The organism is Sinorhizobium terangae (assembly GCF_009601505.1).
GTDB classification, from domain to species: domain Bacteria; phylum Pseudomonadota; class Alphaproteobacteria; order Rhizobiales; family Rhizobiaceae; genus Sinorhizobium; species Sinorhizobium terangae.
Genome location: NZ_WITC01000085.1, coordinates 76,625 through 95,026 on the forward strand (window position 1 = coordinate 76,625; position 18,402 = coordinate 95,026).

Annotated in this window: 12 protein-coding genes; 5 read left to right on the forward strand and 7 right to left on the reverse strand. The window is 61.9% G+C overall.

The window, feature by feature from the left end; genetic code table 11:
- Positions 1–5 precede the first annotated feature (5 nt).
- Entirely contained in the window at positions 6–542 is a 537-nt protein-coding gene (locus GHK62_RS20250; protein ID WP_153440907.1) for a SixA phosphatase family protein, read from the reverse strand.
- A 500-nt stretch (positions 543–1,042) separates the two neighbouring features.
- Here GHK62_RS20250 and dksA point away from each other — a divergent pair, with 500 nt between their 5' ends.
- Positions 1,043–1,462, forward strand: coding sequence for an RNA polymerase-binding protein DksA (gene dksA / locus GHK62_RS20255; protein ID WP_136505565.1), 420 nt, complete (start codon positions 1,043–1,045; stop codon positions 1,460–1,462).
- Positions 1,463–1,665: 203 nt separating this feature from the next.
- Here the strand turns inward: dksA and GHK62_RS20260 are convergent, their stop codons facing one another.
- Positions 1,666–2,658 carry a flagellar biosynthetic protein FliO gene (locus GHK62_RS20260; protein ID WP_153440908.1) on the reverse strand — a complete coding sequence of 331 codons (993 nt, stop codon included), beginning with the start codon at positions 2,656–2,658 and terminating at the stop codon, positions 1,666–1,668.
- Between the two features lie 373 nt (positions 2,659–3,031).
- Here GHK62_RS20260 and cckA point away from each other — a divergent pair, with 373 nt between their 5' ends.
- The gene (gene cckA, locus GHK62_RS20265) at positions 3,032–5,653 is read left to right on the forward strand and encodes a cell cycle histidine kinase CckA (protein ID WP_153440909.1); all 2,622 of its coding nucleotides are present in this window, start codon (positions 3,032–3,034) and stop codon (positions 5,651–5,653) included.
- Positions 5,654–5,771: 118 nt separating this feature from the next.
- Here the strand turns inward: cckA and GHK62_RS20270 are convergent, their stop codons facing one another.
- Complete coding sequence (locus GHK62_RS20270; protein WP_153440910.1) at positions 5,772–6,701, reverse strand: pseudouridine-5'-phosphate glycosidase; 930 nt, start codon at positions 6,699–6,701, stop codon at positions 5,772–5,774.
- 137 nt (positions 6,702–6,838) lie between these two features.
- The gene (locus GHK62_RS20275; RefSeq protein WP_153440911.1) at positions 6,839–7,786 is read right to left on the reverse strand and encodes a carbohydrate kinase family protein; all 948 of its coding nucleotides are present in this window, start codon (positions 7,784–7,786) and stop codon (positions 6,839–6,841) included.
- Between the two features lie 266 nt (positions 7,787–8,052).
- Between GHK62_RS20275 and recA the strand changes: the two genes are divergently transcribed.
- The gene (gene recA / locus GHK62_RS20280; protein WP_136505560.1) at positions 8,053–9,144 is read left to right on the forward strand and encodes a recombinase RecA; all 1,092 of its coding nucleotides are present in this window, start codon (positions 8,053–8,055) and stop codon (positions 9,142–9,144) included.
- 228 nt (positions 9,145–9,372) lie between these two features.
- Positions 9,373–12,036, forward strand: a complete 2,664-nt coding sequence (gene alaS, locus GHK62_RS20285) for an alanine--tRNA ligase (RefSeq protein WP_153440912.1) — start codon at positions 9,373–9,375, stop codon at positions 12,034–12,036.
- 45 nt (positions 12,037–12,081) lie between these two features.
- On the opposite strand, the gene GHK62_RS20290 is transcribed toward alaS, so the two are convergent.
- The 3 genes from GHK62_RS20290 to GHK62_RS20300 form a co-directional block, all read right to left on the reverse strand.
- On the reverse strand, positions 12,082–13,740 hold the full coding sequence (locus GHK62_RS20290; protein ID WP_153440913.1) for a SulP family inorganic anion transporter: 1,659 nt from the start codon (positions 13,738–13,740) through the stop codon (positions 12,082–12,084).
- A 196-nt stretch (positions 13,741–13,936) separates the two neighbouring features.
- Entirely contained in the window at positions 13,937–14,695 is a 759-nt protein-coding gene (locus tag GHK62_RS20295) for an HAD-IIB family hydrolase (protein WP_234886973.1), read from the reverse strand.
- Positions 14,696–14,842: 147 nt separating this feature from the next.
- Positions 14,843–16,057, reverse strand: coding sequence for an NADP-dependent isocitrate dehydrogenase (locus GHK62_RS20300; RefSeq protein WP_153440915.1), 1,215 nt, complete (start codon positions 16,055–16,057; stop codon positions 14,843–14,845).
- A 270-nt stretch (positions 16,058–16,327) separates the two neighbouring features.
- On the opposite strand from GHK62_RS20300, the gene GHK62_RS20305 reads away from it, so the two are divergent.
- Positions 16,328–18,334, forward strand: coding sequence for an FUSC family protein (locus GHK62_RS20305; protein ID WP_153440916.1), 2,007 nt, complete (start codon positions 16,328–16,330; stop codon positions 18,332–18,334).
- The last annotated feature ends 68 nt before the right edge of the window (positions 18,335–18,402 follow it).

The window sequence follows — 18,402 nt, forward strand, 5'->3', positions numbered from 1 at the left end:
TTTCATCACGGTTTTCCCGGCTCCTCCGCCATGGGCAGCAACAGCGTCGAAAGTCGCGCCAACCATCTGGCGCCGGCGCTCGGGGGTGCCGAAAAGTCGATGACTGCCAACGCGGCCGGGGGATAGCCGTCCACGAGAACCCTGTCCGCAGCCTCATTGCCGAGCAGTCGGCGAAACAACTCCTCGATCATCGGATTGTGACCAATGAGCATCAGCGAGGCTAGCCCTGAGTTTGCTTCGAGAAGCTCGGCGTAGACGTTCATGGATCCCGTATAAAGCGCATCGATGTAGCGAAGATCGATGTCCTCGCCGAGCGCTCGGTAAAGCGGTTCGGCGGTCTGGCGACACCGCACCGCGGTCGAGCACAGGATCAGGTCGGGCCGCATGCCATTGTCGGCAGCGCGCTGGGCGACTAGTTCCGCCTCGGCATAGCCGGTATCGTCAAGCGCGCGATCGAAATCGCGCTGACCTGGCAGCGCCCAGCCCGAACGGGCGTGGCGGAGAAGAAAAAGCCGAAATGGCGGGGAGACGCTGTCTTGCATGTATTGTCCGGGCGATCAAGTCGCCAAGGGTTGGAGGCATCTGTCTACTGCCTGTTCCCTTAACCGTAGCCGATTTAAGCGTAAGGGACATACAGCAATTCAAGGTCCTACAGCGCCCATTTGCACGTCTCGGACGCGCGGCGCTGGAGGCCGGATCCAGTCGCGGGTCCGGCGGGATCGGTACCTTGTCCCGCTGCCGCAGCAAAGATCAAGCCGTCGGCTTACGTTTTCCGCGGAACCCACGGCTATTGAATTGACGCCCAAGGCACACCAGATGTCGCAATCCGATATCTTGCAGACATCGGAAGGCAGTTTGCAGGTAGGACGGCCGAGCTTATTCGGCGATCAAGACTCTGTGTGTAATTTTGATGAAATATTCGCCAGTTAGCCTGAAATGCAAGCATTAGTAAAATGCGGTTGAGTGTCTGGCACAAGGCTTGAATCAGAGCTTCCATGGGTCTATACACCGCCGCAATGAGATGTTCTTCAGGAGAATCGCGTTGAGTGAGAAGATCGATCTTAGTACCTTTGTCCTCTCCGAGGACGAGGAATTCATGAATGCCAACCACCGGGCATATTTTCGTGCAAAGTTGAATGCCTGGAAAAATGATATCCTTCGCGAAGCCCGCGAGACACTGGACCACTTGGCAGAGGAGAGCGCCAACCATCCGGACCTCGCGGACCGAGCTTCTTCCGAAACAGACCGGGCCATCGAATTGCGCGCCCGGGACCGGCAACGGAAACTGATCGCCAAGATAGATGCTGCGCTGCAGCGGCTTGACGAAGGCACCTACGGTTACTGCGAGGAAACGGGCGAGCCGATCGGTTTAAAGCGGCTCGACGCCCGGCCGATTGCAACCCTCTCGATCGAGGCGCAGGAGCGTCACGAACGTCGCGAGAAAGTCTATCGGGACGAATAACGGAGACAGGTTCTTCCTGGTCTGAAAAAACGGCGCGGCCAACCGCGCCGTTTTTCTTTACGGGATTGCTCTTTATAGGATGACCTGGGGCACAACAAACTTTCCGACAATCGACAGCGCTGTGCGTCCAATCGGAGGTGTAGAGGTCGCTGTAGGTGATCGTTCGCCGCGAATGGAATCGCCTCACGCGGTTCCGGCCGTGCTCAGGGCTTACGCCCGGCGGAAATGTCGGCGAGCATGCGGGTCATTTCCTCTTCGATCGTCGGTTCCTTGCGGATATTGTCCGGAGTACCGCCGAGCAAGGGTTCATGACGACCGCCCGCAACTGGCCGGCTCTCTGCCTGAGGCCCAACGGCGGGCGCCAGCCGCTGGAGATCGCCGCTGATCTCCGCATCGAGAATCCGCTCGAAATCCGAAACCCTGTCCGACGCAGCCGGTTGAACCGGCATCGGCTGAATCTGTGCCGCCGGCACGGAGGCCGCTTGTGAGGCCGCTTGCGTTAAGGGCTGTTGCATCGGCGCCTGCTCGCGCCGCGGCGCCACTGGCAGCACTCGCTCCCGAGCGACGTCGAAAATATCTTCCGCACGTTCTATGGCGGAAACCGTGGGGATCGGGGATACCGGGGGCGAAACCCTGGCTGGCGGTTGCTGGAGTGGTTGCGCCACTGTCGTGGGTCGTTGTTCCGCGGCAAGGCGGATCGGCGGTGCCGGGTCCACGCGGGGAGCGGCTGCCTGCTCCCGCTCTTCGGCGCGCACCGCAGGCCGCTCCTCGACGGCTGCTGTCGATTCCGCCGGAGCCGGAACCTGCGCCGGCGCGGGTTTCGACTCAGGCCGCGGCGCAGCCTTCGGCGCCTCGGCGACTTTTTGCTCCACGGCGACGGCGGCGCCGGTCTGTGCCGGCAGGGCACCGTCCGGCGCAATTCGACTTTCGACGACGATGTCAGTCGGGCCGCCGATCATGATGAGATGTTCGACATCATCGCGGCGAACAAGCACCAGCCGACGGCGCGCGTCGACCGCAGCGGCGTCGAGGACGGCGAGTCTCGGCTGTCTGTTCTTGCCGCCGCGCACAAAGGGGGAGGAGGGTCTGTGGCGCATGATCCAAAGGACGGCTACAAGGCACAAAAGTCCGACGGCAACGGCCGCGGCGGCGATGATGAATCGGCTGCCGTTGTCCCCGACAAGGTTTTCGATCATAGGCTGAACTCCTTCTGCCTCCCCCGCATGTCAATATTTGACGGCTTTTTTCGGGCCGGCACAAGCTTGCGCCCGACATTCCCTGTGAATTGACCGGGATGCTTCCGCAGAGACGCTTTTTGCTGTTATCTCTGATTGTTAAAGATGATTCCAGTTCGATGATCCGAACGCGGGAAAGGCACTTGCGGATTTCGCGAAACGTTGGTCGGACGCCGGCTACTGCATGATTCCTTAAGCCGGGATCGATTTAAGGATAAATTATGCAGCAACGCAGAGGACTGCAGCGAGCCTTGCACGCCTGAACACGGAGCACGGCGCTGTCTATGATGTGCAGAGGTGGTCGCGCGCGGCCGCGGCGGCAGGTGAGGACCCGATGACGAAATTGCGGCAGTCAGGTGACTACCAGATGCCGGTTGTTGACCGCGGCGTCCGGCCGGGCACGGTCTTGCGGATTATCCTGCTGGCGATCGTGCTCACTGCGTCGGCGGCCGCCTTCGTCGTCTTCAAGAGCCAGCTCGAGAACGAGATCGTTCTCGGAATCCTCGGGGTGCTGGCGATGGTCGGCATATTCTTCCTGGTCTCGTCGGTGATCGGTTTCATCGAAGTCATGCCGCAGACGCGTCCCGACGAGCTCGCGCGTGCCTTTCTCGATGCCCACGAAGACGGCACGGTCGTCACCGATCGCAGGGGGCGGATCATCTATGCCAATGCCGCCTATGGCGCGCTGACCGGGGCCAAGAGCGCTGCCGGCATCCAGTCGCTCGAGGCCATTCTCTCCAGGAACCGCGAAGCGACCGAAGCGATCTATCGGCTCACCAACGGTCTCCACGAAGGCAAGAAGGGCCACGAGGAATTCCGGCTGCTGAAGCCGCTCGCAAACGGCGCCTCGATCGCGTCCGGTGCCCACTGGTTCCGCCTGAAGGCGCGCGTGCTGCCGCTGGAGGACAGCGAAAAAAACCCGCTCTATCTCTGGCAGATCGCCGACATCACCGCCGAACGCGACGACCAGGAGCGTTTTTTCAAAGAACTGCAGAACGCGATCGACTATCTCGATCACGCCCCGGCAGGCTTCTTTTCGGCCGGACGCAAGGGCGAGATCTTCTATATCAACGCCACCCTGGCCGATTGGCTCGGCATCGATCTCACGAAGTTTCAACCGGGATCGGTCAGCATTGCCGATGTGGTTGCCGGCGAAGGGCTTGCGCTCGTCCAGTCGGTTCAGGCCGAGCCGGGCCTCAAGAAGACGAAGGTGCTCGACCTCGATCTGCGCAAGGCCAATGGCCAGAGCCTGCCGGTACGCCTGATCCACCGCGTCTCGTCGACCCGTGACGGCGCGCCTGGCGAAAGCCGGACGATTGTCATGTCGCGTGAAGGCGATGATGGCGATCAGTCGGCCTCGAACGCCGCCATGCGCTTCACGCGTTTCTTCAACAACACGCCGATGGCGATCGCCTCCGTCGACGGCGACGGGCGGATCCTGAGGACCAACGCGCCGTTCCTGAAGCTGTTTGCAGGTCTCGTTTCACAGGACGACGTCGAGCGCGGCGCGCTGATCGATACGGTCGTGCATGAATCGGAAAAGGGCCGCCTACAGGAAGCGCTTGCGGCGGCGAAGGACCGGCAGAGCGACATCGCGCCGATCGACGCCTTGCATCCAAGCGACGAGGCGCGGCATTTCCGCTTCTACGTCAACGCCGTGATCGACCAGAGCGATCAGGCGCCCGAGGAGGCGGCAATCATCTACGCGCTGGAGATCACCGAGCAGAAGGCGCTCGAGACCCAGATGGCGCAGACGCAGAAGATGAACGCCGTCGGGACGCTCGCAGGCGGTATCGCCCACGATTTCAACAACGTGCTGACCGCGATCCTGCTTTCCTCCGACCACCTGCTGCTCTCGGCGCGGCCCGCCGATGCCACCTTCGCCGACCTGATGGAAATCAAGCGCAACGCCAATCGCGCCGCCGTGCTCGTGCGGCAACTGCTTGCCTTCTCGCGCAAGCAGACGATGCGCCCGACCGTGCTCAACCTCACGGACGTCATCGGCGATCTGCGCATGCTGGTCGACCGGATGACCGGCACCAATGTCAAGGTCGAGGTTGACTACGGCCGGGACCTCTGGCCCGTGAGGACCGATCTCGGCCAATTCGAGCAGGTGCTGCTCAATCTCGCTGTCAACGCACGCGACGCCATGCCAGAAGGCGGAACGATCACGCTCAGGACGAGAAATCTGCCGGCAAGCGAGGTGGCGGCACTCGGACGCCGGGAACTGCCGGAGGACGACTTCGTGATGGTCGAGGTTGCCGACCAGGGCACCGGCATTCCGCAGGAGATCATGGACAAGATCTTCGAGCCCTTCTTCACGACCAAGGAAGTCGGCAAGGGCACCGGCCTCGGCCTTTCGATGGTCTACGGCATCGTCAAGCAGTCGGGCGGCTATATCTATCCGGAGTCGGAAGTCGGGAAAGGCACCACGTTCCGCATTCTGCTGCCGCGCCATGTCGAGGAAGTCCGCGAGGAAGCCGCACCTGGAGTGTCGTCAGGAACCGAGGTGCCGATGCCGGCAGCCAACAACCTGGTAGTGGCGCCCGCGCCCAAGGCGGAATCGGAGCCTGCGGACCTCACCGGCGATTCCGCCGTCGTGCTGCTGGTCGAGGACGAGGAAGCGGTGCGCCGCGGCGGCAAGCGCATGCTCGAAACGCGCGGTTATACCGTTCACGAGGCCGGATCGGGCGTTGAAGCGCTCGACATCATGGATGAACTTAACGGAGCGGTCGACATCGTCGTATCGGACGTGGTGATGCCGGAGATGGACGGACCGACGCTGTTGCGCGAACTGCGCAAGAAATACCCGGATTTGAAGTTCATCTTCGTGTCGGGCTACGCGGAAGACGCTTTTGCGCGCAACCTCCCGGCCGACGCGAAATTCGGTTTCCTACCGAAGCCATTCTCGCTGAAACAACTGGCTGTGGCCGTTCGCGAGATGCTGGATTCCTGATCGGGCGCTGGTGTCCGGCGCATGAAAAAGGCCCGGTGCAGTACCGGGCCTTCTTCAAGCAGTTCCGGGATTAGATCATTTCAATGTTCCAACGAAATAATCCAGCAAAGTTGCATCGCTACTTCGCCGTCAGTGCAACGGCGATTTCGGCGGCGAGACGGGCATTGTTTTCCACGAGCGCGATATTGGTTTCAAGGCTGCGGCCGTCGGTCATGTGGAAAAGGTTGTCGAGCAAATAGGGCGTGACGGCCTTGCCGACGATCTCGTCGCTCGCGGCATTGTCGAGCGCACGGGTGATGTAGATTTCCATCTCCTCGCGTGGAATTTCGCTCTCTTCGGGAACCGGATTGGCAACGAGCATGCCGCCGTCGATGCCGAGCAGGTCGCGCATCTTCTGGAAATTGGCGATCGCGGCGGGGCTGTTCAGCATCAGCGGACTCTTGATGCCGGAATCGCGCGACCAGAAGGCCGGGAACGTCTCGCTGTCATAGGTAACGACCGGAACGCCGCGAGTCTCCAGCACCTCCAGCGTCTTCGGAATGTCGAGAATGGCCTTGGCGCCCGCGCAGACAACGATGACGCCGGTGCGGGCGAGCTCGTCAAGATCGGCGGAAATGTCGAAACTCTCTTCCGCGCCGCGGTGAACGCCACCGATCCCGCCAGTGGCAAAGACGCTGATGCCGGCGCGCGCCGCAGCGATCATCGTGGCCGCCACGGTCGTAGCGCCCGTGCGGCGTTCGGCAATCGCGAATGCAAGATCGGCGCGCGAGAGCTTCATCGCGCCTTCCGTCTTCGAAAGTGCCTCCAGCTTCGCGTCGTCGAGTCCAATGTGAAGGACGCCGTGAATGACCGCAATCGTTGCAGGCACGGCGCCCTGTTCACGAATGATCGCCTCGACGCTCCGGGCCATATTGAGATTGCCGGGGTAGGGCATGCCATGGGTGATGATCGTCGATTCCAGCGCGACGATCGGCGCGCCACGCGCCCTGGCAGCCGCGACTTCATCGGAATATGCCATCGGCAGGGACGGGGAGGAGGGTTTGGTCATCAATCTATCCTTAAATCGCGATCATGCTGGGCTGAAATCAACCAAAGATCACCGAGATCGTTTCTAAAAGAGTCCGGAGCGAGTGCGGGCGGAGAGTTGCGCGCACTTTCTTTCCGCCCGGCGTTCGACATCAGTTCTCATGACAGCATTTGCGGCGGCGGCACAAGGGCCAACGCCTGTTCGAGGTTGATCGGAGAGAGTTCTTGTGAAACGGCAAAAGGCGAGCGAAGCGTTATCCCCGCTGCAGCAATCCCGTGGCGCAGGCATCCGGCAAGATCTAGGCCTGAAAGCCGCGCCGTGAGAAATCCCGAGGCCAATGCATCACCGGCGCCTGTGACATCCGCAAGCGCGGGCAGGGCGGGAGGGACGACGAGGCAAGCCCCGCTGCGATCGAAGGCGACAGCGGCGCTGCCGCCGCGCGTTACGACGCCCCCCACAAGACCGGCCTCCCGCAATAGTGACGGCCACTTTGCGGCCCCTTCGACATCCCTCCCGGTCAGGGCACGCGCTTCCGCCTCGTTCATGAACAGGAAGCTGAGCCCGTTGACGCATTTCCTGAAGCGCGTAACCTTTGCCGGTGACACGGCGATGCCGGCTACAATTCGGTCGTCCCTCGACGCAACGTTGATCAGAGCCGTGAGTGTCTCCTCGGGCAGGTTCGCATCCATCAGCACCAGATCGCTCGCCGCCACTATTTCGCGTATCGCGCGCTGCTGCAGCCGGCGCGGCGAAAACAACTGGTAGAGCTCCATATCGGCAAGCGCGATGACAAGGTTGCCGTCGTCTTCGAGAATCGCAGTGTAGCTCGGCGTTTTCCGGTCGAGAAAGGTGAAGGGGCAATCGATCACGCCGGCTGTGGCCGCTGCCGCCGCGACCATCTCGCCTGCAGCGTCACCGCCACGCGGGCTGATCATTCGTACGCTGTGACCGAGGCGGGCAAGGTTTCTCGCCGCATTGAAACCGCCGCCTCCCGCCTCCTCGAACCACGAACCGGGATTGCTCGCGCCGGGAGCGGTCACGCCGCTGATGCGGCCGCGACGGTCGATGTGGGCGCCGCCGAACACGGCGATTTCCCGTTTCTTCATAAAAGCTCCTCTTTGGGCTGCTTCAATTCAAGTTCGCAGACGCGACACGGGCGAATCGCGCCGGTGCCGCCAAGCCCGGCCGAGCTGCGGCATGGCTTCGCGGAAATGTGGTACAATGGCCGTGAACAAGAATCGAACGCAACGAGAATAACCATTATCATTCAATTGGTTGCCACTCTATTGCCAAAGCAGAACAAAACATGTACAAAAGCTCCTACGGCGGCTTCATTGCCTCGGTAGCTTCAATAACCTAAAGGTGGGACCAAATGGCACAAAACTCTTTGCGGCTCGTAGAGGACAAATCGGTGGATAAAAGCAAGGCACTTGAAGCGGCTCTCTCCCAGATCGAACGGTCGTTCGGCAAGGGATCGATCATGAAGCTCGGTTCGAAGGACAGCGTAATCGAGATCGAAACTGTTTCGACCGGCTCGCTTGGCCTCGATATCGCGCTCGGCATCGGCGGTCTGCCGAAGGGGCGCATCATTGAAATCTACGGCCCGGAAAGCTCGGGCAAGACGACGCTGGCGCTGCAGACCATCGCCGAGGCGCAGAAGAAGGGTGGCATTTGCGGCTTCGTTGACGCCGAACATGCGCTCGATCCGGTCTATGCGCGTAAGCTGGGCGTCGATCTCGAAAACCTCTTGATCTCGCAGCCGGACACCGGCGAACAGGCGCTGGAAATCACCGACACGCTGGTCCGTTCCGGCGCGATCGACGTCCTCGTTGTCGATTCGGTTGCAGCTCTCGTGCCGCGCGCAGAAATCGAAGGCGAAATGGGCGACAGTTTGCCGGGCATGCAAGCCCGCCTGATGAGCCAGGCACTGCGCAAGCTCACCGCGTCGATCTCCAAGTCCAACTGCATGGTGATCTTCATCAACCAGATCCGCATGAAGATCGGCGTCATGTTCGGTTCGCCGGAAACGACGACGGGCGGCAACGCGTTGAAGTTCTATGCGTCGGTTCGCCTCGATATTCGTCGCATCGGCTCGGTCAAGGAGCGCGAAGAGGTCGTCGGCAACCAGACCCGTGTCAAGGTCGTCAAGAACAAGATGGCGCCGCCCTTCAAGCAGGTGGAATTCGACATCATGTATGGCGAGGGCGTTTCCAAGACCGGTGAACTCATCGATCTCGGCGTCAAGGCGGGCATCGTCGAAAAATCCGGCGCCTGGTTTTCCTACAATAGCCAGCGCCTCGGCCAGGGTCGGGAGAACGCGAAACTTTTCTTGCGTGACAATCCCGATCTCCTGCGCGAGATCGAGATGGCTCTGCGGCAGAATGCCGGCCTGATCGCCGACAAGTTCCTGGAGAACGGCGGACCGGAGAGCGATGACGACGGCGATGCAGCCGCCGAAATGTAAGATCTGCGGCGGGTAAGTTTTGGATAAAGCCGGTCGTTTTTCCAGACGGCCGGTTTTTTGCTGCCGTCTGGACAGCGTGGGACACGGAAGATAAAAGCCTGAGGTTCCGGCGGACCGACGTTGCTGGAGGGTGTGTCTATTGCCGATAGACGCGGGGTTGAAGACAGTGGTGCGCAGCCGGCGAAAAGTGCGGTCGCGACCGCGAATGGTGCACAGATAGGACGCAAGATGAGCGGCGTGAATGAAATCCGGTCGATGTTTCTCGACTATTTCCGCAAGAACGGTCACGAGATCGTGCCGTCGAGCCCCCTGGTGCCGCGCAACGACCCGACATTGATGTTCACCAATGCCGGCATGGTGCAGTTCAAGAACGTCTTTACCGGACTCGAGCAGCGCCCCTATTCGACGGCTGCGACGGCGCAGAAATGCGTGCGCGCCGGCGGCAAGCACAACGATCTCGACAATGTCGGCTACACCGCCCGGCACCACACCTTCTTCGAAATGCTCGGCAACTTCTCGTTCGGCGACTATTTCAAGGAACGGGCGATCGAGCTTGCCTGGAACCTCATCACCAAGGAATACGGGCTCGACGCCAAGCGCCTGCTCGTTACCGTCTATCATACCGACGATGAAGCCTTCGGCCTCTGGAAGAAGATCGCCGGATTGAGCGACGACCGGATCATCCGCATTCCGACCAGCGATAACTTCTGGGCGATGGGTGATACCGGCCCTTGCGGTCCGTGCTCGGAGATTTTCTACGATCATGGCGAGCAGATCTGGGGCGGACCACCCGGTTCGGCCGAAGAAGATGGCGACCGCTTCATCGAGATCTGGAATCTCGTGTTCATGCAGTACGAGCAGGTCACCAAGGAGGAGCGCATCGATCTTCCGCGCCCGTCGATCGATACCGGCATGGGACTGGAGCGTGTTGCGGCCGTGCTGCAGGGCCAGCACGATAACTATGACATTGATCTCTTCCGCGCGCTGATTGCTGCTTCCGAAGAAGCAACCGGCGTCAAGGCAGAAGGCGACCGCCGCGCAAGCCACCGCGTCATTGCCGACCATCTGCGTTCCTCCGCCTTCCTCATCGCCGACGGTGTCCTGCCCTCGAATGAAGGCCGCGGTTATGTGCTGCGCCGCATCATGCGCCGCGCCATGCGCCATGCCCAGTTGCTCGGCGCGCAGGAGCCGTTGATGTGGAAGCTCCTGCCGGCGCTCGTTGAGCAGATGGGCCGCGCCTATCCGGAGCTTGCCCGCGCCGAAGCTCTGATCTCGGAAACGCTGAAGCTGGAAGAGACCCGCTTCCGCAAGACGCTTGAGCGCGGTCTGAACCTCCTATCCGAAGCCTCGGCAGATCTTTCCGAGGGCGACCAGTTCAACGGCGAAACAGCCTTCAAGCTTTATGACACCTACGGCTTCCCGCTCGACCTGACGCAGGACGCGTTGCGCGCCAAGGGCATCACGGTCGATACCGATGCGTTTTCCGCGGCAATGGAGCGTCAGAAGGCGGAGGCTCGCGCCAATTGGGCCGGATCCGGTGAGGCCGCAACCGAGACGATCTGGTTCGAGCTCAAAGAAAAGCACGGCGCGACGGAATTCCTTGGTTATGACACCGAGACCGCCGAGGGCGTGATCCAGGCGATCGTCCGCGATGGAGCTGTGGTCGAATCCGCTGCCAAGGGTGAGAGCATTCAGGTGATCCTGAACCAGACACCGTTTTATGGCGAATCCGGTGGCCAGATGGGCGATACCGGCGTCATCACGACGGACACCGGCAAGCTGACGGTCACCGACACCCAGAAGCGCGGCGAGGGGCTCTTCGTCCACTACTGTGTTGTCGCCGAAGGCAGCGTGAAGACCGGCGAGGCGGCCGCGCTCACCGTCGACCATGCGCGTCGCGGGCGGCTGCGCTCCAACCACTCCGCGACCCACCTCCTGCACGAAGCGCTGCGCGAGGTGCTTGGCACGCATGTGGCACAGAAGGGCTCGCTTGTCGCGCCGGAACGGCTGCGCTTCGACGTATCGCATCCGAAGCCGATGACGGCCGACGAGTTGAAGGTCGTCGAGGAGATGGCGAACGAGATCATCGTTCAGAATTCGCCGGTGACGACGCGACTGATGACTGTCGACGATGCGATCGCGGAAGGCGCCATGGCGCTCTTCGGCGAAAAATATGGCGACGAGGTCCGTGTCGTCTCGATGGGCCGGGGCGTTCGCGGCGCGAAAGCCGGGAAACCCTATTCCGTCGAACTCTGCGGCGGAACGCATGTATCGGCGACCGGCGACATTGGTCTCGTGCGGATCGTTTCTGAAAGTGCGGTCGGTGCCGGCGTGCGCCGAATCGAGGCGCTGACGGGCGAGGCGGCCCGTGCCTATCTCAACGAGCAGGATGAACGGGTGAAGACGCTGGCATCGGCCCTCAAGGTTCAGCCGGCGGATGTTCTCGGACGGGTCGAGGCCCTGCTCGACGAGCGCCGCAAGCTGGAGCGGGAACTGACCGAGGCGAAGAAGAAGCTTGCTCTCGCCGGAGATGGCCAGAACGGTTCGGCCGATGCCGCCCGTGATATCGCGGGCGTCCGCTTCCTTGGCAGGGTCGTGTCCGGCGTCGAGCCGAAGGACCTGAAGAGCCTCGCCGATGACGGCAAGAAGACGCTCGGTTCCGGCGTTGTCGCCTTCGTCGGCGTTTCCGGCGACGGCAAGGCGAGCGCGGTGGTGGCCGTTACCGACGACCTGACCTCGAAGGTCAGCGCCGTCGATCTCGTGCGCGTCGCTTCCGCTGCACTCGGCGGCAAGGGCGGCGGTGGACGCCCGGACATGGCTCAGGCCGGCGGACCGGATGGCAACCGTGCAGCTGAAGCGATCGAGGCGGTCGCCGTAGCGCTCGCCGGTTGACCTGCACTTGAGTGAACAGAGCAAAGGGCGCCGCTGCGCCCTTTTTCATGCGCTCTTTTCGTCGCGGATGCTTTTGAGCGCCGCCTGAACCGAGGCGCGCATCACGACACGCGGTGGCCGGACGTCATGCTGGCGCAGCGTGCGCCGCACCTGCGACCTGGCGCCGGTGACGATAAAACGCACGCCCGTCCGCTCGGCCTTCCGCAGCGTCCCCTCGATGACATTCGCAGCGGTCGAATCCATGAAAGGCACTTCCGAGCAATCGAGAATGAAGTTCCGGCGCTGGTCGGCGATGCGGTCGAGCACTGTGCCGACAGTTGCGGCCGAGCCAAAGAAGAAGATACCGGAGATCCGATAGATCACCGTGTCCGGATCGTCCGCGACGACCGGGTGTTCTTCCTCACCATTTTCCTTCTTCAGGGCCACCAGTGGTTTTGTTTCTCCGACCGAGATGCTCTTTGCCATGCGGTCGATGAAAAGCACCGCGCCAAGCGCGAAGCCGATCACGATGCCTTCCGTCAACTCGCGGAAGACGACGATGACGAAGGTCGCCAGAAGCACGACCGCATCGCCATATGAGGATCGTAGGAGCGCCATAAACGCGGGCTTCTCGATCATGTTCCAGGCAACGACTGCGAGCACGCCGGCGAGCGCCGCGAGCGGGATGTAGCTTGCGAGCGGAGCGGCGAGAAGCATGAATAGAAGGAGAAAGACGGAATGCAGCATGCCGGAAGCCGGGCTGGTCCCGCCTGCACGCACATTCGTGGCCGTGCGGGCGATCGTCCCGGTGACGCAGATGCCGCCGAAAAGCGCCGAGCAGAAGTTCGCAATCCCCTGCGCAATCAATTCCATGCTCGAACGGTGCCGGCGACCGGTCATGCCGTCGGCGACAACGGCCGACAGCAAAGACTCGATTGCACCGAGGAGCGCAAAGGAGACGGCATCAGGAAAGACGGCGCCCGCCTTCTCGAGCGAGAACGGCGGGAATGCCGGTGAGGGCAGACCACGAGGAATGCCGCCAAAGCGCGTTCCGATCGTTTCCGTCGGCAACTGCAGGAGAGCGACGAAGGCAGAAGCGGCAGCAACGGCAATCAGCATGCCGGGCCAGTGCGGCCGCAGCTTGCGCAGCGCGAGAATGATGCCGATCGTCAGCGCCGCGGTCAGAACTGCTGCCCAGTTGACCGTACCGGCGGCAAGACCAAGCGTCGCAAGCTTCTCGATGATGGGCCCGGGCTCGCGGCCGCTCAGGGTGAGGCCGAAGAGATCGCGCAGTTGGCTGGCGAAGATGATCACCGCGATCCCGGCGGTAAACCCCACGGTCACCGGGTAAGGGATGAACTTGATGTAGTTGCCAAGCCGCAGGTAGCCTGCAGCGACCAGCATCACGCCCGACATCGCCGTAGCCAGCAGCAGGCCGTCGAGACCGTGCCTGGCGCCTGTTGCAGCCACCAGCACGATGAAAGCGCCGGCAGGGCCACCGATCTGCACCCGGCTGCCGCCGAGAAGCGAAACCAGAAACCCACCGACTATCGCGGTGTACAGTCCGCGGTCGGGCGTAACACCCGAGGCGATCGCGATGGCCATGGATAGCGGCAAGGCAACGATGGCGACGGTCAACCCCGAAAAGGCGTCCGCCTTCAGGCGCGCGCCGTCGTATCCTTCCTTGAAGACGCTTACCGTTTTGGGGACGAGAGAATCGGGCATCGACGAGACTTTCGGGATTCCGCTGTGGCGGGCAAGCGGACTAGACGACGTCAGAGTATATGAGTCGCTACCCCGAACAAATTCGAGCCCTTGATCTCCGCAGGAGGTAGCCGATTTAAGGAAAGATGCAGCAAATCAAAGTTCTACAGAGTCTGGTAAGACGCGCGGCGCCGTAGGGCGCGCCGAAGGACCGGACCTATCCGATGACGCCCCAGTGGCGCAGTCCCTCCAGCACGCCGTCGGCGTGGGAGTTGCGCGCGAGGAAATGCCGGCTCCCGTGCTCGACGGCCTGGCGCAGTTCTGCAAGCGCATTAGCAACCACCACGCCGCGCACGCGCGGCATGTCGAACATTTCGCGGTCGTTGCCGGTATCGCCGGCGACGACCACCTCGTCGAGATCGACCGCAAGCTCCCGGCAGATCCAGGCGAGTGCGCTGCCTTTGCCGCCGGCGCGCGGCAATATGTCGAGATCCCGGCTGCTGGAATAGACCAGCTTCACGTCCAATCCCGCGGTTGCCAGCCGTTGCCCGATGGCAGAGATTTCCTCCTCTCGTGCGTCCGGCAAACGCCAGCTCGCCTTGTGAGCATGTTGGTCGACGGCCGCCTGCGGAACCGCGCCTTCTACCGTCTCCATGACCGCTGTGACGGCCTTGACGTCGAGGGGAGGTCCAAGCGCTTCGGTGAACGCCTGCAACCGTTCCCTTCTGCGCGCGTCCGCTATCATCGTCCCGACGCCGCCAATCACGTATTCAGGCGGCGGCAACTGATCGACATCGACCAGCGAAAATATGTCGTTGATCGGCCGGCCGCTATTGTAGACGAGCAGCGGCCTTTCGCTCTCGTCGAGCGCCTGCCAGGCCGAACGAAAGCGATTCGCCGCCCCGTCATCGCCGAGAAGCGTGCCATCGATATCAAAAGCGACGAGCCGCACCGGTTTTGATCCCGCTTGCTCCATTCCGCACATGTCCATGGTTGGAAACGTCCATCGGGAAATGAGCGAGTGGCGTATGCGTTCCATGCGCGCTGTAGCGCTCGGGGGACCGATAAAACAAGAAACCCGGCGCATGGCCGGGTTCCAGGACTTCCTGCGGATTTGGCCGGTTTAGGCGGCCATTGCCTTCTTGAGGTTCTCATCGATCTTGTCGAGGAAGCCGGTGGTCGAGAGCCACGGCTGGTCCGGACCGATCAGCAGCGCCAGGTCCTTGGTCATGAAGCCGGCTTCGACCGTTTCGACGCAGACGCGTTCGAGCGTGTCGGCAAACTTGGCGAGTTCGGCGTTGCCGTCGAGCTTGGCGCGGTGGGCAAGGCCACGGGTCCAGGCGAAGATCGAGGCGATGGAGTTGGTCGAGGTTTCCTCTCCCTTCTGGTGCTGGCGGTAGTGGCGGGTCACCGTGCCGTGCGCGGCTTCCGCTTCGACCGTCTTGCCGTCCGGCGTCATCAGCACCGAAGTCATCAGGCCGAGCGAACCGAAGCCCTGGGCGACGATATCGGACTGGACGTCGCCGTCGTAGTTCTTGCAGGCCCAGACATAACCGCCGGACCACTTCAGCGCCGAGGCGACCATGTCGTCGATCAGGCGGTGTTCGTACCACAGCTTTTCAGTCTTGAACTGTTCGGCGAACTCCTCGTCGAACACCTTCTGGAAGATGTCCTTGAAGCGGCCGTCATAGGCCTTGAGGATGGTGTTCTTGGTCGAGAGATAGACCGGAACCTTGCGCTGCAGGCCGTAATTGAACGAAGCGCGGGCAAATTCGGTGATCGATTCGTCAAGGTTGTACATGGCCATCGCAACGCCGGCGCCAGGCGCATCGTAGACGTCGTGTTCGATGGTCTGGCCGTCTTCGCCGACGAACTTGATCGAAAGCTTGCCCTTGCCCGGGAACTTGAAGTCGGTGGCGCGATACTGGTCGCCGAAGGCGTGACGGCCGACGATGATCGGCTTGGTCCAGCCGGGAACGAGGCGCGGCACGTTCTTGCAGATGATCGGCTCGCGGAAGATGACGCCGCCCAGGATATTGCGGATCGTGCCGTTCGGCGACTTCCACATCTTCTTCAGCTTGAATTCCTCGACACGGGCTTCGTCCGGCGTGATCGTCGCGCACTTGACGCCGACGCCATGCTTCTTGATGGCGTTGGCGGCATCGACTGTCACCTGGTCTTCGGTCGCGTCGCGGTTCTCGACGCTGAGGTCATAATATTCGAGATCGAGGTCGAGATAGGGGTGGATCAGCTTGTCCTTGATGAACTGCCAGATGATGCGGGTCATCTCGTCGCCGTCGAGTTCGACGACCGGATTGGCGACCTTGATCTTTGCCATGGGTATGCCTCGTAGCTTGCGGAGCATCGGACGCGATGCCCCCCGGTGGGAGAAATCCAGAGCCCTATAGCATTGTGAACCGGCAAGGCAAAGCATGCTTGGGTGAAACTTTGGATGGAGGAGAGACTGTCGCCTGCGGCTTTCCGCGTGCAAGGCGGGGATCGTTTGGCGACCCGGCTTCAGTGCTTGAAAAGATCGCGGAAGACGATATGCAAAGGGATAACGGCGGCGTCCGGCATCGCCCCTCCGCGGAAAGGCAGAAGGCGCCTCATGACGTTTCGGCTTCGTTTGCGTGATTGGTTGCTGGCCAACGATCCGGCCTTTTCCCGCCTGCGGCAGGCGTCGCGCGTCACCTCCACGATCGTCATTTCTGTTTGCCTGCTGATCGCGTTTCACTTCATCGTCGCGCCGTTGCCGCCGGCGGCTTATGGTCTCGCCGTCTCCCTGTCCATCGAAGGCGGCCTCGCCGTCAGGGACCGCACGTCGCGCGAACAGCTGGTCACCCGCATCATTGCCGTCCTCGTCGGCGTCGCGATGGTGAGCCTCGCCTCGGCTCTGGAAAGCCACCGCTACATATCCGACGTGATCTTCCTGATCATCATCTTCCTGGCGGTCTATGGCCGGGGCTACGGGCAGCGCTGGTTCGCCGTCGGCATGTTCGCCTTCATGTCCTATTTCCTCGGCGCCTATCTTCGTCCTACGCCGGACCAGTTGCCGGCGCTGTTCATGGGCGCGGCAATCTCCGCAACCGTCGCGCACCTCGTGCGCACCCGTCTTCTTCCCGACAATCGCTACCTTGATCTCTTGCGCGCCGCCGCGAGCGTTCAACGGCGCGTGGATCAGATCCTCTTCGAACTGGCCGAAACCGCCCGCAGGCCTGTTTTCACGGAAATAGACCGTCGCCGCTTGCTGGCTCAGGAAGAGCGGCTGAAGGAAGCGGTGCTGATGGCCGAGAGCCTCATCCCGACGGAGAACCGGCGGCCGGAGCCGGAACCTGGCCTTGCATCCTCGGACCTGGTCATCGACCTCTTCGACATTCATCTCGCCGCCGAGAGCGCCATTGTCCTCAGTTTTCAGGCGATGCCGCCAGCACCCCTCGTCGAAGCGATGCTGGCGCGCGACGCCGAGAAGATCGAGGACGAAATGAAGCGGCTTGACGCTTCGAACTTGAAGCAGATCGAGACCGCCAAGGCCTTGCTGTGGCTTCGCGACGTCCGCCGGCGGCTGCAGCGGAGCCTCACAGCGCTCTCCGAAAGCGACCTGCAGGATCCGGCAACCACTCCAAGCAGTGTGCCTTCGACGGGTCGCCTACAACTTTCCTTATCCGATCCCGCGCTGCGGACGGCGATCCAGATCACGCTCGCCACGGGCATTGCGATGGTCTTCGGGCTGATGCTTTCGCGGGACCGCTGGTTCTGGGCGGTGCTGGCGGCGTTCCTCGTTTTCACCAACACGCGCTCGCGCGGCGATACGGCAATCAAGGCGCTGCAGCGCTCGGCGGGAACGCTGTTCGGCATTGTCGTCGGCATCGCGCTTGGTACAGCGGTCGCGGGCAATTTCTATGTCATCCTGCCGCTCAGCGCCGCCTGCATCTTCCTCGCGTTCTATTTCCTGGCTGTGTCCTACGCGGCGATGACCTTCTTCATCTCAATCGTCCTCTCGCTGGTCTACAGCCTGATGGGCGTTTTGACACCACACCTTCTGCAACTGCGTCTCGAGGAAACGCTCATCGGCTCGGTCGCCGGCGCGGCGGTTGCCTTTCTCGTCTTTCCGACGCGGACGCGCACCACGCTTGATGCGGCGATTAAGGCCTGGTGCAACGCTTTGATGGCGCTGCTTGAAGATGCAAAGAAAGGTACATCGGGTTTGTCATTGATTGTCCAATCGCAGGCGCTCGATCGCGCATACAGGGATCTGGCGGCGGCTGCCAAACCGCTCGGCGCCTCTTGGCAGCTCGTCACGCGCCCAGGCCATGTGCGCCAGACGCTGGCGGTCTTCATGGGCTGCACCTATTGGGCCCGCATCTTCGCCCGGCGAATGCCGAACGCGGCCGATGGCGACACGGCCCAATTCGTCGCCGAGATCGAAAGAAACCTGGAGACCGCCGGCAAGGTCCGCGAGAATGGCGCAGCCTATTTCTATGAAACACGCCGGGTGGCCGCACCTGTCGAACGCCACTTGCCGATCTCCAGGGACGACGCTCAACTCGGGCTGGAGATGATCTCCATATCGCTGGAGCGACTTCACGTTGCTGAGGGTAGTCGTCTTCAAGGCTGATGGACGCCGGACTTTAATTTCGTGAACAATTGTGCGAGGGAAGCGGCGAACAGAAGGCGAAGGCTTGA

Coding starts and splice junctions, on each gene's coding strand:
- GHK62_RS20250 (WP_153440907.1), bottom strand. CDS start 542: ATGCAAGACAGCGTCTCCCCGCCATTTCGGCTTTTTCTTCTCCGCCAC.
- GHK62_RS20260 (WP_153440908.1), bottom strand. CDS start 2,658: ATGATCGAAAACCTTGTCGGGGACAACGGCAGCCGATTCATCATCGCC.
- cckA (WP_153440909.1), top strand. CDS start 3,032: ATGACGAAATTGCGGCAGTCAGGTGACTACCAGATGCCGGTTGTTGAC.
- GHK62_RS20270 (WP_153440910.1), bottom strand. CDS start 6,701: ATGACCAAACCCTCCTCCCCGTCCCTGCCGATGGCATATTCCGATGAA.
- GHK62_RS20275 (WP_153440911.1), bottom strand. CDS start 7,786: ATGAAGAAACGGGAAATCGCCGTGTTCGGCGGCGCCCACATCGACCGT.
- recA (WP_136505560.1), top strand. CDS start 8,053: ATGGCACAAAACTCTTTGCGGCTCGTAGAGGACAAATCGGTGGATAAA.
- alaS (WP_153440912.1), top strand. CDS start 9,373: ATGAGCGGCGTGAATGAAATCCGGTCGATGTTTCTCGACTATTTCCGC.
- GHK62_RS20290 (WP_153440913.1), bottom strand. CDS start 13,740: ATGCCCGATTCTCTCGTCCCCAAAACGGTAAGCGTCTTCAAGGAAGGA.
- GHK62_RS20295 (WP_234886973.1), bottom strand. CDS start 14,695: ATGGAGCAAGCGGGATCAAAACCGGTGCGGCTCGTCGCTTTTGATATC.
- GHK62_RS20300 (WP_153440915.1), bottom strand. CDS start 16,057: ATGGCAAAGATCAAGGTCGCCAATCCGGTCGTCGAACTCGACGGCGAC.
- GHK62_RS20305 (WP_153440916.1), top strand. CDS start 16,328: ATGACGTTTCGGCTTCGTTTGCGTGATTGGTTGCTGGCCAACGATCCG.